Below are 14,233 nucleotides of genomic sequence, written 5' to 3' on the forward strand. Positions count from 1 at the left end.
ATGCTGACGGCATACATTTTTAAATCGTTTTTATGTCAATCATTTTCCTGTCTCTTCCTGCCAGGCAATTTCTATTGTGGTGTCAGCCCAAGCAGCGTAAATTTTACATAATTTTCCAGTAGCATTCCAAAATAGAAAAGGATAAGTGCCAGGATAATCCGGATGATTATCCGTACCGGTTTCTGAAGCGAACGGATTCCCGGGACTTTGGTATCCCACAGCAGGAAATTGAATCCCACCGCGCAGGACAGCCATGCATAGATAAGTACCGCAATTGCTTCCAGTCCAAAAGCGGCCGGCGTTTTACCATACATCATCATAAACTGTATACTGCCTATAATCAGAAACAGATAAATAAAAACTGCCAGTATCTCTTTCCAGACAACTCCGGTCCGGAAGCCCGGAAGAATCGTCTGCTTCCCCTGGGGCATTTGTCTCTCCGGTTTAAATGCCAGCCTGAGTTCACTGACACTCTGGTAGCGGTTCTGTGGGTCAATCTCTATGCACTTTTTTATGATACCCTGGAATGGTTTTTTCCCTGTCAGCCGTACATTCGGCAGCACGCCCTCTAACATCACATTCATCAGAACACCCACTGCATAAATATCTGCCGTTGCATCTGTCTGAAGGAAACCATACTGTTCCGGAGATGCAAAGCCAGCCGTTCCAAGAATCGTTGTGTCTGCATTCCGGTTCATTTTCCATTGCCGAGAAATGTCAAAATCCAGTAATTTTACAACTCCATCTGTGGAAATCAATATATTTTTCGGTGAAATATCCCGATGTACAATTCCCTGTGCATGAATCTGCTCCAGCACCTCCAACAGCTGCTGTGCATAATTTCCGACAAGTTCCGGCGGCATTGTCCCATATCGCCGCAATTTTTCATCCAGTGTTTCTCCGCTGATATATTCTTCTAATATCACGCCCACATCCTGCTGCTCTTTGCAGCTTATGATTCTTACAAGATGTGGACTTTGCAGGTTCTGTAATTTACAATAAATGGGAATATTTTCTTTCTTTATAATTTTTTGAACCAGAATCCTTCCCGTGGAAGTGTCCTGCACCAGCTGCGTCTGATAAGGCATCTTACCTCCCAATATCGTCAATGGCACCTGCTGTTTTCTTTGAAACTCCTGGTATAATTTTTCGCTCATTGCTGTCAGACTCCCTTTTTCTCTTGCATTTTTATCTTCTGCATTCTATGATAATCAATATCACTATAGCAGAAATGGGTGGATTCGCCAAATGAAAAAATCAACGCAGGAACTTTTAGATATTTTAAAAAATACGCCTTCCTTCTCCGATTATACCGAGCAGGAAGAACCAGAGCTGGTACAGGTCTCTGTTTCCGATTATCTCAATCAGCTGATTCATACAAAAAATCAAGACCTGCCTTCTCTCATTCGGAAAAGCGGTCTTGACCGTAACTACTGTTATCAGATTTTTGATGGACGCAAGCGTCCTTCCAGAGACAAAGTGCTTGCTCTCTGCTTTGCCATGCATTTATCCTTTACGGAAGTACAGAATCTTTTAAAAGCCACCGGATATCCCATTCTCTATGCCCGTATAGAACGGGACAGCGCGATTATCTTTTCCCTGCAGCGGAACTGTGCACTCTCAGATGTAAATGAATTACTGTATGAATTAGGATATAAGGAACTCGCCTGAAATTATTTTCTTACTTCGCCCAGCAAAGCTGTGGCAGGAAATGTTTTTCCTGTTTCAAAATAAATTTCATTAAATTCAGCAGCATTGGTGACAACCAATGCGGTAACTGTAGAAAATCCTTTTAATTTCACAAATTCCAGATCACAGCTTATAAGTTTCTGTCCCTTTGTTACCTTGTTCCCTTCTTTTGCAAATACTTCAAAGCCCTGTCCATTCAGTTCCACTGTATCCATACCTATATGAATCAGCAGTTCTGCACCCTTTGGTGTCTCTATTCCAATGGCATGTCCAGTTTCTGCCACAGAAACGATTTTACCATCTGCCGGTGCATAAACGGTGCCATCTTCCGGGCAGATACCACATCCTGTTCCCAGCATTCCTTCTGCAAATATTGCATCCGGAATCTGTGCCTGTTCGATATATTTTCCATTCATCGGAGCAAATATTTCTTCTCCACTTTCTTTTTTCTTAAAAAACATTATCTATTTCCTTTCCCATCCTCTGTTTCTTCTGCACATTTTTCCTTACTGCAAATCCGGTTTACATGCAGAATCAGATACATTTTTTCCTCTTCTGTTACTTCACAATCTAATTTCTGATTCAGATATTCTATAATACAGTCCACACATCTGGAAATATCCGCAAACTCTTCCCTGAGATTCTGATACAGTGTGATATTATCCGTATCAATATATTGTTTACTGCAAATCCGGTCCAAAAGATATTTTATATGAGTTGCAAATCTGGCATAATCAAAGGATTCTTTATTTACCACGATATGAAGCTCCTTTTCTATAATCCGGCCGATATCCTTCAATACGCCTTCGAAGTCAATCTTATCCGTTCCATTTGTCTTCTGCTCGGATGTAATCTTTGCACTTATGATAGACATGGCAATTCCTGATAATTCATTTCTTTTTAATTTCACATGAAATACTTTGTCCATTTGTGCCACAATATACCGGCTCAATTTCATTTCCATGGGATACTGCTGCTCCATGTCATAAATAAGCGGCATCTCAATATAAATTTTCTTCCTCTCCCGCTCCATTGCAAATGCCAGATGGTCCGCCAGTGTCAGCACAAGATTTGGATTTAAATCATAATCCAGCTTGCTCTGTACCACCGGCAGTATTTTCATTGTAAATTCTATGATATCCATCGGCAGTTCATTCATCAGTCCCATGTACTGTGCGCTGATATTGTAAAATGTCCTGTCTATATTTTCCAGTTTTATCTCATATGGCATCTGTGGAAATCCAATTCCCTTTCCAAAAGCAATTAATTCACAACCATTCCCATCTTTACATACTGCTACATTATTATTGATTTTCTTAATTGCAAGCATCGCTTTTTCCTCCACATGAGTTTTCTCTATTATACTACGTTACTGATAGTATCTTCCATCATCTTTTTCACCAAATACACCAATATTATAATCGATTCCTGTTACCAACCACCTGCCATCCTCTTTTTTCAGGTGCCACAGGTAGTCTACCGAATAAAACATAGTATCAATATTACCAGCATGGGTAAATTTTGTGCCGATTCTGTGCGGTTCATACCGCCATACCACCATTTCTGCTTCATTGCCGGTTTGCTTTATCGACACAATCTTTCCCACATGCGACATACTGTTTTCCTTTTTCCGCTTTCCCTGCAGCATAGTGAGCAGTTCCTTTTTTCCTTCAAAGGAGTTTCCCGGTATATTCGACTGAATCGTCTCTGTCATAACCGATGCTGTAATCTCAAAGTCATCCTCATCAATCCCCCATGCATACCGGCAGAACAGATCTGCAATCTTTTCTTCCTCTGTCCAGTCTTCCCCATTGTCCATTACCCGCCATGGTGCTTCCTCTTTTGAAATAACAGGATGTTTTTTATAGCCGGTCCAGATATCATAATCAATTAACTTCCACCATCCACGGACAAAGGATGTATTTCCGCATTCCATATCATGGCAGTATTTCAGACTACTCATTTTCCATATCGCATCTTCCTTTATCCAGTTTATCAGATAGTGTCCGCCAAATGTAAACCAGTGTAAATAATAATCTTCCTTCACTCCCACTGTTGCAATCACATATGCCGACTGCACCGCCTGATCCTTTTCCTGAAAAATACATGTATTGTAAATCCGGTACCGGCTGAAATCCAGCTTTGGTCCTCTCCAGACCAATTTCTCTTTGACTGCATCAAATCCCTCCGCATCTCCAACCGTTTCCGACTGCATTCTGCAATCTTTGGCAATGACCACCTCCCAGAACTTCGCATCATTCTTTTCCAGACCCTGGACAAAATATTCAAACTGTTGCTTTATTTTATCTCTTTCTCTCATATGATAAACTCTCTTTTCCCCCGCTTTCTATAACCTGACGGTACCAGTAATAAGATTCTTTTGGAATTCTCTTTCCACTTCCATTTCCTTTGTTATCAAAGTCTACATAAATAATTCCATAGCGTTTATCCATTTCACCTGTACTCACACCTACTAAATCTATACATCCCCACGCCGTATAAGCCTTCACATCCGCACCATCTTCCAGTGCTTCTTTTACGGCATTTATATGTTCCTTTAAATAGGCAATGCGGTAGGTATCCTGAATTTTTCCATTTTCTATATGGTCTCGTGCTCCCAGACCATTTTCCAATACCATAAGCGGGACTTCATACCTTCCATACAATTCATTCAAAGCAATCCGAAGTCCCTCTGCATCAATCTGCCAGCCCCACTCACTTTGTTTTAAATATGGATTCTTCACTCCTACCATCAGGTTTCCCATGGAGGACTCCAATCCCTGCTGTCCACTGATACAATTCGAAAAATAATAACTGAATCCACAAAAATCGGCTGTTCCTTTCTGCAAAAGTTCTTCCTCTTCTTTACTGCATGTTATCGAAATCTTATTTTTCCGGAAAAACTTTTTCATATACCATGGATACTTTCCTTTTAACCGCACATCCAGGCAAAAGAGATTGTGAATCTTATGATGCTCCTGTGCCATTCTTACATCCTCCGGTCTGCAGGAATAAGGATAGGTACAGTAATAGGCAATCATTGTACCAACCCTGATATGTGGATATTTTTCATGTGCATATGCACTTACCCATGCTGCCGCAAGAAACTGGTGATGCAAACACCGGTATCTTCTTTCCATGTCATCCTGTTCCGGTAAAATATTGCATCCTTCTTTTTCGATTATTCCACCGCCAAATACTGTTCCAAGCGGCAGTGTCAGGCAGTTTATCTCATTAAAAGGAATCCAGTAAACCACCAGATCTGCATATTCATCGATTATGGTTTTTGCATATTTTTCATATAGCGGGATCAGCTTTGGATTACTCCAGCCTTCATATTTCATTGCAAGTGCCAATGGCAGATCATAATGCAGAATTGTAACTATCGGCTCTATCTTATATTTTCTGCAGGTTTCAAACACGCTTCTATAGTAGTCTAAGCCTGCCTGATTCGGAGTTTCTTCCTCTCCCGTTGGGAATATTCTTGTCCACGCAACAGACATCCGGAAACATCGAAATCCTGCTTCTGCAAATAATTTGATATCTTCTTCATAATGCTCATAAAAATGATTTCCATAATGAGATGGATAAATATATTTTTTATCTAAGGAGGGGAAGCATTTTCTCCCCTCCTCCTTATCTCCCAATGCCATACAGTCTGCTATGCTGGCTCCTTTTCCATTTACATTCCAGCCGCCTTCTGTCTGACACGCTGAAACAGCACCACCCCACAGAAAATCATCTGGAAAGCTTCCTTTATCTTGCTGCATCCTTTCTCTCTCCTTTACCAAATCCAAACACTGCCATCAAAATAAATCCTGCGACCATACTTACTGCTGCTGCCAGTAAATAGAATCCAAATGTATCTGAAAAATATCCGGATAATCCTAAAATTCCTGCATTGACAAATCCCATTGCCTTACATCCGAAAATTCCCATTATCATACCGCCCAGGGCTCCGGCAATACCAATCACTGCATAAGAACGTTTATATTTCATACATACGCCAAAGAGAATCGGCTCTGTCACTCCGGCAAGTAATGCGGTAATTCCGCTTGCTCCTGCAAGAGATTTTACTTCCTTGTCTTTGCTTCTGAACCAGATAGCAAATGCCACTCCAATCTGTGCATAACAGGTTGCACTCATAAATGCCAATACCGGGTCAGCTCCCATATTTGTAAAATTCAACATGATAATAGGTACCAGTGCCATATGTACACCAAGAATAGTCAGATATCCAACAGTTCCACCTACCAGAATTCCAAACAAAACTGCATTGGTATCATTCAGCCAGTTACTTGCCTTTCCAATCAGATTGGACAATTCACTGGATGCCGGGCCAATTACCAATACACTCAATACCACCATAACAAAAATGGTAATCAGTGGCACAAATAATAACTGGATTGATTTGGGAATAAACCTCTTCAGTAATTTTTCCAGCTGAGCCTGTATAGGTACTATAATTAATGCTGGTATAATCATGGAAGAATATGTTATTACCGTTAACGGCAGTCCAAATAATGTTAATGGGTCTTCTGCTCCTGCCAGTGCCGTAAAATTCGGTTCCATCAACGCTCCCATGATAACCATTGCAACAACAATATTTGCTTTTAAATATTTTGCTGTATTATATGCAATTAAAAGCGGTATAAAATAAAATACTGCATTTCCTGCTGCTGACAATACAGCATACGTTGCGCTGGTTGCATCCAGCCAGCCTAAATAAGTAAACAAGGACAGGAATCCCTTTAACATACCGGAACCAACCAGTGCCGGAACCAATGGTATGAATGCATTGCTGATATAATCTAATATCTGCTGTCCGATTTTTTTCTTTTCTCCAGCCTCTTCTCCATCTGTAATATCTAATTCTGTAGTTTTGATATTTGCAATTTTGCAGACACAGTCATAGACATCATTCACATCTTTTCCAATGATTACCTGAAATTGTCCTCCTGCATTTTTTATGCCCAGTACTCCCTGTAATGCCTCTATTTCCTCTGCTTTCACCAGGCTGGTATCTTTTAATGTAAACCGCAGTCTGGTCATACAATGTGTGCAATTACTTATATTTGCTGCTCCCCCTATTCTTTCCAGTATTTCTTCCGCTATTTTTTCAAATTTACTCTGCATATGAAACACTCTCCTTTCTGCTGCCTCGTTTTATAACAATCATTTTTAACAAAAAATACCCAAAACACATAGCACGCGCTTTACTATGTCCTTTGGGTAATGCTCCTGTTTCCAGGATAACAATCCTCTCGGAAATTTCCATTTGCTGCAACAAAAAAGCTCCTCTTTGGCACCATACAACGAAAAGCTGTACAAGTAATGCCTCCAAGGAGTTACAATCTTGTTCTCAATTGATATATTTATGGTACCATGCAAATCCAGCAATTACAAGCCGTAATATTTGCCAAATTATACCGGAAAATTTCGTCACTTCTGACAATTTCCAATCACCCGGAATACCTGCTCTGCCGTATAGCTCATATTCTCATATGCCACAGTCTTCTGCATGGCTTCTTCCAATGTCATCACACCCGGCAAAATTGGAAATGCTCCATCGATAAGCTGCATATCATCCTGCACTTTCCGGACGCCCTGCGGTTCAATGCTTCCGGCAAATACCAGTACCATGCAGCCCTTTTCTTTTGCCCGCTTTGCAATTCCAACCGGCGCTTTTCCCATAGCAGTCTGTCCGTCAAATCTTCCTTCTCCGGTCACTACGATATCGGCTTCACTTAATTCTTTCTCCGGCAATACCGCATCTAATACTATCTCTACGCCCGGACGTAAATCCCCGCCCAGATAGGATGCAAATGCAAAGCCCAGTCCGCCTGCTGCTCCGGCTCCCGGCATGTTCCGGTTGTCTACTCCTAAAGCCTTTTCTGATACATCAGCAAAATGAGATAACGCCTCATCCAGTTTTACCAGCATTGCTTCATCTGCACCCTTCTGTGGTGCAAACACAGCGCTGGCACCTGTTGTGCCACATAATGGATTTGTCACATCACAGGCTATTTCAAAGGTACATTCTTTCAGCCTCTTATCCAACGCCTCCGTATCTATCGTTTCCAGGTCTTTCAGTTCTTTTGCTCCAAATCCTATTTCGATTCCATCTTTTTTATAAAAATGACAGCCTAATGCCTGCAGCATTCCGGAACCGCCATCATTGGTGGCACTGCCGCCAATTCCAACGATAAACTTACGGCAGCCTCTGTCCATGGCATGGCTTATCAGTTCCCCCACACCATAAGTAGTGGTTTCCATTGGATTTCGTTTATCCACCGGCACCAGTGGCAGACCAGCTGCTTCTGCCATTTCTATTACAGCAGTTTTGTCCGGAAGAATCCCATAGACCGCCTTTACTTTCTGACCAAGTGGTCCTGTCACTTCTGCTTTTTCCAATCTGCCATTCAGACCGCTTGTCAGCGCAGATACTGTTCCTTCGCCACCGTCTGCTACCGGCTTTATAATTATTTCTGCTTCAGGCATCGCCCTCTTTATTCCTTCTTCTGCGGCTTTTCCCGCCTCTAAGGAACTTAAACTGCCTTTTAATGAATCTATTGCTACGATTACTTTCATTGGATTTTCCTCATTTGCTTATTCTACTACCTGAAGTATGTCACAAAAATCATGAATTGAAAAGTCTGAAATATTACATTTCGCAGCACTGCCTATGCAATTGCCACCATTCCGGCTGCTTTTGCTGCCTGTATACCAGCCTCTGCATCTTCTACCACATAACAGAGTTCCGGTCTCACCAACAGCATATCTGCTGCCTTCAAAAAAACTTCCGGATTCGGTTTGGAATGCTGTAATCCATTTCCGTCTGAAATTGCATCAAAATATCCCGTCAATGCCGTTCTCTCCAGAATATATTTTGCATTTTTGCTGGAGGAACCGACCGCAAGAAGATAACCCATACTTTTTAACCGTGATAACGCTTCCCTTACTTCAGCTTTCACATCCTGTGGAGTCATCTGTGATAATAACCGGCGGTATATTTCATTTTTCTTTTCTGCCATATGCTCCTTCTCTTCATTGGTGTAAGTCTTATCTGAGTCTTCTAATACAATCTCAAGACTCTCCATACGGCTGATTCCACGCAGTCTGTCATTTTTCTTTTCATCAAACGGAAGATTTAATTCATCTGCAAGACTTTTCCATGCCTGATAATGATACTGGTCTGTATGCACCAATACTCCATCCAGATCAAATATGATTGCCTTCATATCCTTATTCCTTTCCATATTTCAAATGCAGGTCATCTTTCAGAATATATTTTTTTCCCTGGACTTTTATGGTTACCGGTTCCTTGCTTTTTCCGCTGTTACATAAATGGAGCGAAATATTTTCTTTATCCATAAAGCAGTCCATTTTTTGTCCTTGCACCATAACAGAAAATTTTATGGAATTCCAGTGTTCCAAAAGATGTGGAGCTAATATAATACCATCTTCATCACAGGATACTCCTGCAAATCCTGCAATAACACATTTCCAGATTCCGCCTAAGGATGCTGCATGAATACCATCTACAGAATCCTGCGGGTTGTCGCATAAATCCGTTTCCAATGCCTTGGCAAAAAATCTTTCTGCCATCTCCATCTCCCCTATTTCTGCGCAAATCTGTGCATGGGCGCAATAACTTAAGGAGGAATCATGCAAAGTCCTTTTTTCATAAAACAGAACATTTTTCTTTACAACATCTGCTGGAAACAGTCCCGGAAAAAGTGTAAACAGCATTACTAAATCTGCCTGTTTCAATACCTGCATATCTACCACTTCATCTCTGGAATAATCCAGCAAAACGGATTGTTTCACAGGTGATTGTCTGTATTTTTCAATATCCTTTAATTCTTCTTTGCCAAGAAATGCATCATCTTGCGGAATAATTCCATTTTTATCCGGCTTTGGAAGGTAAATGTGTTCCAGAAAATACTGCCACTTTTCCTGCATGACTTTCAGGGTTCCATTTTCCTTCATCTTTTTAACATATGGACTATCCAATGCTTCCTTGGATGCTTTCAGGGCAAGTTTTACATTATATGCCGCCATATAATTGGTATAAGCATTATTATCAATATGCTCATTATATTCATCCGGTCCGATGATATTGAGAATTTCCAGTCTTTCATTCCGTTCTTCTGCTCTGGACACCCAGAAATTTGCTGTTTCACAAAGTATTTCTGTTCCATACTGATTCAAAAACTCCCTGTCATTACTCCAATAATAATAACGGCTTATTGCAAATGCAATATCTGCGGTTACATGATGCTCTTTGATACCCGACCATACTTTATTTGCCTTACCGGTATGTATATTTAACGCTGCATAAAGCGGTGTTTCTTCAAAGCCATCCTTTGCACATTCCCAGGGATACATAAATCCCTGAAAGCCATAATCTTCTGCTTTTCTTTTTGCACCGGCTTTTCCTCTATAGCGGTACTCCAATAACTTTCTTGCCGCCTCCGGAAACTCAGCGACAAAAAATGGCAGGATGAACAATTCTGTATCCCAGAATACATGTCCTTTATAACCTTCACCGGTTAACCCTTTTGCCCCTATGCTATACCGGTTGGTATAAGCCGGATCCATGCCATACATCTGATACTGTGCAAATGCAATTCCTGCCTTTTCCTGCAGACTGGCTCCATCAATTTCAATTGCAGCTCTTTGGCAGAACCCTTCCATACTTTTTTTCTGGTTTGCTATTGCCTGCTCATATCCACGCTTTAACTGCTGCTGTATTTTTTCTAATTTTTCTTCCAGAACATCTTTACATTCTGCGGAATCTTCCTGTATATGAGAAATCCGAAACAGAGTTATCGCATCTCCCTTTTCCATTAAGATGCTGTTTTTGGCGTAGATACTGCGTCTCTTTAAATGATAGGAGCAGTCCTGCTGTTCCTGATTTTTTTCAAAACAGGTTCCTGTCAGTATTTCCAGTCCATCATCCTGCAGTGCGCCATGATATGCCATAATCTCTTTTCCATAGACTCTGCATTCTGTTTTTTGAAAATGAGAAGTTCCGGAATTGGTTATCTGTCCATTAATTCCATATTCAAATGTAACTGTTGTCTTATTTCCATCCAGCAATGTTACTTCTGTCTTATGGTAAAACAGGGTTTTGTCAAAATCTGTTGCAAAACGTTTTGACCGGAGCAGGAAACGTAGTCCGTTTTGTGTCCGGAACAGAATATTTATCCGCAGTTCCCCGGTATAAAGATTTAATTTTCTTTGAAATTCCTCTACCCGGACATTGTCAAGGTTCACTGTCTCTCCCTGTATATATATGCCTAATTCTACCACATCAGGACAGTTCACAAGTTCTGTTACTTCACCATCCTGTGCCTTTTGGTATAATCCGCTCACAAACATACCGGGAGTTGCATCAATGCCTCTCAACTCCAGCATTGCCCTGACTCCAAAGTGACCATTGCTCTGTGCAAATACTGATTCTGTTTTTGCTATGTAACGTCTGTTATAATGCTCTTCCGCCAGCCAAAGTCCCTCTTTATTTTCAATTGGTTGATAATAGAACATACTCCACTCCTATTCTTCCAGCATGACAGGTTCTCCACTCTCCGCTGAACGATACAATGCATCGATTAATCTCTGCACATAATAGCCTTGTTCTGCTGTTGCCAGCAATTTTTCTTCCCCTCTTACCGCCTTTATAAAATTATATAAAGCCTTTGTATGAAGCTCCATTTCTTCTATAAACGGATAGGATGTATTGCTCATTTCTTCTCCCTGATAACTTTCCAGTGGGAAAAGTGATAGTCCGCTCTTTTCTCCACAAAGTTCAACATTCCGCTTATCCTTTTCTTTTATATTTAATGCAAAAGCTGTCTCCAGCTGCATAACTCTTCCATCTGTAAAACTGATGAACCCAAACAAACTGTCTTCCACACTATATTTATCCGGATTCCATTCTCCCATAATTCCTTTTCTTCCAGTCTTTCCGATTTTGTCAAAACTGCCGGCACACACATATGCTATTTCCGGATAATCCAGAAGATAACATGCAAGATCTAACATATGGGCTCCAATATCAATGAGCGGCCCACCGCCCTGCATTTCACGATTGGTAAAACATCCCCATCCCGGGATTCCTCTTCTGCGCACCCAGGAAGCTTTGGTATAATACACTGTTCCCAAGTCACCTTTATCAATTTTCTCTTTGGCAATTGCTGTATTTCTTCCTTGCCGGAAATGAAAATCGTAGGTAAGAAGCAATCCATTCTTTTCTGCAAGCTGGCACATTTCCAAAGCTTCCTTTGGGTTCATTGCAGGAGGTTTCTCACAAAATACATGACAGCCGGCATTTAAAGCTTCTATTGTCAGTGGATAGTGAAATTTATTTGGAACACAAATGCTCACTACATCCGGTTTTACTTCCCGAAGCATTCTGGTGCTGTCCTGATAATATGCAGGAATATCAAAATCCTCTGCAAGCCTTTGTGCAGCTGCCTCATTTGCATCACTTACTGCCACGATTTCCACATTTTCCATTGAACGGTATGCCGGAATATGGGAAGTTCTTGCAATCTGACCTGATCCTATAATTGCGGCTCGAATTACTTTCTTTTCTTCCATTCTCTTTCTTCCCTTCTGTCATGTATATCTGTCTTTAAATAAACTGTTTCATATAAGTTACTGATTTCTGATATGCTTCCAGTGGATTCTCTCCACGGATTCTTCCTTCATTTACTACAGCACCATCAAATCCGATTTCTTTTAATGTCTGCATATGACGTTTAAAATCAATAGAACCGGTACCCGGCTGATAACGATGATTTTCTGCAATATGTACATGACCGATATAATCTTTGTATTTTCTTAAGGTCTCAGAAATATCATCCTCTTCAATGGACATATGATAAAAATCTGCTGTAATCTGGACATTTTTGAAATGTCCCATGTCAATCATGTCTACACCGTCTTTGGTCGTATTTAACATATGATCCTGGTAACGGTTTAACGGTTCAAGATAAATTTTCACACCATATTCTCCGGCTACCGGATCCAGTTCTTTCAGGGAATCCTGGATGGCTTTTACATCACCTTCATGACTTCTTGGTGAAACCATAGGTGGCAGACGATAGGTAAACATACCCCATGCTGCCGGAACAACAACGCCTGTTCCACCTACTTCTGCAATATTCTTTAAAATAACTTTCAAATCTGCAATTCCATTGAGACGACGCTCTTCTATAAAGTCACCAATCCAGCCACGATATCCACCGCATGCAGAAGATACCGGAAGTCCTGACTCTTTGATTGCCTCTTTTAATTCATCCTTCTGTTCCATCAGAACTTTTCCATCGATTTCAAAGCATTCGAATCCCATTTCTTTTGCAAATGTAAGTTTCCCAACTAAATCTTCTGGAAAAAAGTCTCTATCCTGTGTTCCAAGTAACATATTCTGTTCCTCCTTTTCAATAAAGCCCTTTGTTATTTAAATGTTACACCAAGCTTGATGCTCTTATCCGGTTCTCTGTCTACATATCTGCAGAATCCTTCTGCACTTTCTTCAAATGAAATAATCGGATATACAATATCACGGCAATCTAAATATCCATTCATCAGCATATTCCATACCACATCTTCAATTCTCTTTCTTGTCCATCTTGGATATTCTGGCAATGGCTCTGAGCAGGCTCTGGAAAATACAATTTTTGCCTGATTAAAATGACCTTCCTGTCCTAACCAGAGACCTGCCGGAAATGGTTTTGCAAATGCTGCATAGGCAATGGTTCCATTGTATGCAACTCCTTTTAATGCGGACTGTAATGCCTGCATGCTTCCACTGGTTTCAATAATTCCATCTGCACCCATTTTTCCGGTTGCTTTTTTAATTTCATAACCAACATCACACTGTGTCGGATCAAAGGTGAAATGAGCGCCCATTTTCTTTGCTACTTCTCTACGATGTTCAATCGGGTCTACACCAATTACAACTGCTGCACCAGCTTTTACTGCAAGCTGTAATGCAATCAGACCAATTGCGCCAAGACCAATAACTGCTACACAGTCTCCCGGTCTTACTTCCGCATCACGGACCGATGCCAAAGCAAACTGAGCAGGGTCATAGCATACTGCATTTGCTGCAGAATCTGTCGGTTTCATTTTACGGAGCTTATAATTATTAACTGCTTTTACAATCTGGGTCTCCTTAATCTGTCCATAAGAACATACTCTGTCACCTACTTTATATTCAGTAACATCTGCTCCTGCTTCGATAATGGTTCCAACAAACATATTTCCAAGTGGTAAATCACCAAAGACAATTCCTCTTGGTTCATCTTTATCTCTTTGTACAAACATTCTCCACTCATCATCAAATTTTCCATCAATAAAAGGTGTGGTTCCACGAAAATCTGCCAGCTCTGTTCCATGCTTTGGGGCTGCAAACTCAACCTTTACCTTTACTTCGTCTGATGCGATTGGTCTGTCTTCATACTCTACCAGTTTTGCCTCTCTTGGGGCTGTTGCGACTAATTTTTTCATATTAATATTCTCCTTTTCCTAT

13 protein-coding genes are annotated in these 14,233 nt (G+C 40.8%); 1 reads left to right on the top strand and 12 read right to left on the bottom strand.

Going from position 1 to position 14,233, the window contains the following annotated elements; genetic code table 11:
* Nucleotides 1-71: 71 nt before the first annotated feature.
* Nucleotides 72-1,157, bottom strand: coding sequence for a serine/threonine-protein kinase (locus DW059_RS01980; protein ID WP_117697251.1), 1,086 nt, complete (start codon nt 1,155-1,157; stop codon nt 72-74).
* A 91-nt stretch (nt 1,158-1,248) separates the two neighbouring features.
* On the opposite strand from DW059_RS01980, the gene DW059_RS01985 reads away from it, so the two are divergent.
* On the top strand, nt 1,249-1,671 hold the full coding sequence (locus DW059_RS01985) for a hypothetical protein (RefSeq protein WP_117697253.1): 423 nt from the start codon (nt 1,249-1,251) through the stop codon (nt 1,669-1,671).
* 2 nt (nt 1,672-1,673) lie between these two features.
* Here the strand turns inward: DW059_RS01985 and DW059_RS01990 are convergent, their stop codons facing one another.
* The 11 genes from DW059_RS01990 to DW059_RS02040 all read right to left on the bottom strand — a co-directional run bounded on the left by DW059_RS01990 (nt 1,674) and on the right by DW059_RS02040 (nt 14,211).
* Entirely contained in the window at nt 1,674-2,150 is a 477-nt protein-coding gene (locus DW059_RS01990) for a PTS sugar transporter subunit IIA (protein WP_117697255.1), read from the bottom strand.
* On the bottom strand, nt 2,150-3,019 hold the full coding sequence (locus tag DW059_RS01995; protein WP_117697257.1) for a PRD domain-containing protein: 870 nt from the start codon (nt 3,017-3,019) through the stop codon (nt 2,150-2,152). Before DW059_RS01995 ends, DW059_RS01990 begins: the two co-directional genes overlap by 1 nt.
* Nucleotides 3,020-3,058: 39 nt before the next feature.
* Nucleotides 3,059-4,009 (bottom strand): nuclear transport factor 2 family protein, encoded by a 951-nt coding sequence (locus DW059_RS02000; protein WP_117697259.1) that lies wholly within the window; start codon nt 4,007-4,009, stop codon nt 3,059-3,061.
* Nucleotides 3,993-5,459, bottom strand: coding sequence for a glycoside hydrolase family 1 protein (locus DW059_RS02005; protein ID WP_117697261.1), 1,467 nt, complete (start codon nt 5,457-5,459; stop codon nt 3,993-3,995). Before DW059_RS02005 ends, DW059_RS02000 begins: the two co-directional genes overlap by 17 nt.
* Nucleotides 5,446-6,825 (bottom strand): PTS transporter subunit EIIC, encoded by a 1,380-nt coding sequence (locus DW059_RS02010; protein ID WP_117697263.1) that lies wholly within the window; start codon nt 6,823-6,825, stop codon nt 5,446-5,448. The genes DW059_RS02005 and DW059_RS02010 overlap by 14 nt, the downstream gene beginning before the upstream one ends.
* A 306-nt stretch (nt 6,826-7,131) precedes the next feature.
* On the bottom strand, nt 7,132-8,280 hold the full coding sequence (locus DW059_RS02015; protein ID WP_117697265.1) for a glycerate kinase family protein: 1,149 nt from the start codon (nt 8,278-8,280) through the stop codon (nt 7,132-7,134).
* A 92-nt stretch (nt 8,281-8,372) separates the two neighbouring features.
* On the bottom strand, nt 8,373-8,930 hold the full coding sequence (gene pgmB / locus DW059_RS02020; RefSeq protein ID WP_330408215.1) for a beta-phosphoglucomutase: 558 nt from the start codon (nt 8,928-8,930) through the stop codon (nt 8,373-8,375).
* Nucleotides 8,931-8,934: 4 nt separating this feature from the next.
* Entirely contained in the window at nt 8,935-11,241 is a 2,307-nt protein-coding gene (locus tag DW059_RS02025) for a glycosyl hydrolase family 65 protein (protein WP_117697267.1), read from the bottom strand.
* A gap of 9 nt (nt 11,242-11,250) precedes the next feature.
* Entirely contained in the window at nt 11,251-12,297 is a 1,047-nt protein-coding gene (locus DW059_RS02030; protein WP_117697269.1) for a Gfo/Idh/MocA family protein, read from the bottom strand.
* A gap of 34 nt (nt 12,298-12,331) precedes the next feature.
* Nucleotides 12,332-13,123 (bottom strand): sugar phosphate isomerase/epimerase family protein, encoded by a 792-nt coding sequence (locus DW059_RS02035; protein WP_117697271.1) that lies wholly within the window; start codon nt 13,121-13,123, stop codon nt 12,332-12,334.
* Between the two features lie 32 nt (nt 13,124-13,155).
* Nucleotides 13,156-14,211: a zinc-dependent alcohol dehydrogenase gene (locus DW059_RS02040; RefSeq protein ID WP_117697273.1), complete on the bottom strand. Its 1,056-nt coding sequence runs from the start codon at nt 14,209-14,211 to the stop codon at nt 13,156-13,158.
* Nucleotides 14,212-14,233: the final 22 nt, after the last annotated feature.

The sequence above is a fragment of the Roseburia sp. AF42-8 genome (assembly GCF_003435965.1).
Taxonomy (GTDB): Bacteria; Bacillota; Clostridia; order Lachnospirales; family Lachnospiraceae; genus Roseburia_C; species Roseburia_C amylophila.

Bases quoted from the DNA above. Each gene is read 5' to 3' on its own strand.
- DW059_RS01995 (WP_117697257.1), bottom strand. From the start codon at position 3,019: ATGCTTGCAATTAAGAAAATCAATAATAATGTAGCAGTATGTAAAGAT.
- DW059_RS02015 (WP_117697265.1), bottom strand. From the start codon at position 8,280: ATGAAAGTAATCGTAGCAATAGATTCATTAAAAGGCAGTTTAAGTTCC.
- DW059_RS01990 (WP_117697255.1), bottom strand. From the start codon at position 2,150: ATGTTTTTTAAGAAAAAAGAAAGTGGAGAAGAAATATTTGCTCCGATG.
- DW059_RS02010 (WP_117697263.1), bottom strand. From the start codon at position 6,825: ATGCAGAGTAAATTTGAAAAAATAGCGGAAGAAATACTGGAAAGAATA.
- pgmB (WP_330408215.1), bottom strand. From the start codon at position 8,930: ATGAAGGCAATCATATTTGATCTGGATGGAGTATTGGTGCATACAGAC.
- DW059_RS01980 (WP_117697251.1), bottom strand. From the start codon at position 1,157: ATGAGCGAAAAATTATACCAGGAGTTTCAAAGAAAACAGCAGGTGCCA.
- DW059_RS02000 (WP_117697259.1), bottom strand. From the start codon at position 4,009: ATGAGAGAAAGAGATAAAATAAAGCAACAGTTTGAATATTTTGTCCAG.
- DW059_RS02030 (WP_117697269.1), bottom strand. From the start codon at position 12,297: ATGGAAGAAAAGAAAGTAATTCGAGCCGCAATTATAGGATCAGGTCAG.
- DW059_RS02025 (WP_117697267.1), bottom strand. From the start codon at position 11,241: ATGTTCTATTATCAACCAATTGAAAATAAAGAGGGACTTTGGCTGGCG.
- DW059_RS02035 (WP_117697271.1), bottom strand. From the start codon at position 13,123: ATGTTACTTGGAACACAGGATAGAGACTTTTTTCCAGAAGATTTAGTT.
- DW059_RS01985 (WP_117697253.1), top strand. From the start codon at position 1,249: ATGAAAAAATCAACGCAGGAACTTTTAGATATTTTAAAAAATACGCCT.
- DW059_RS02040 (WP_117697273.1), bottom strand. From the start codon at position 14,211: ATGAAAAAATTAGTCGCAACAGCCCCAAGAGAGGCAAAACTGGTAGAG.
- DW059_RS02005 (WP_117697261.1), bottom strand. From the start codon at position 5,459: ATGCAGCAAGATAAAGGAAGCTTTCCAGATGATTTTCTGTGGGGTGGT.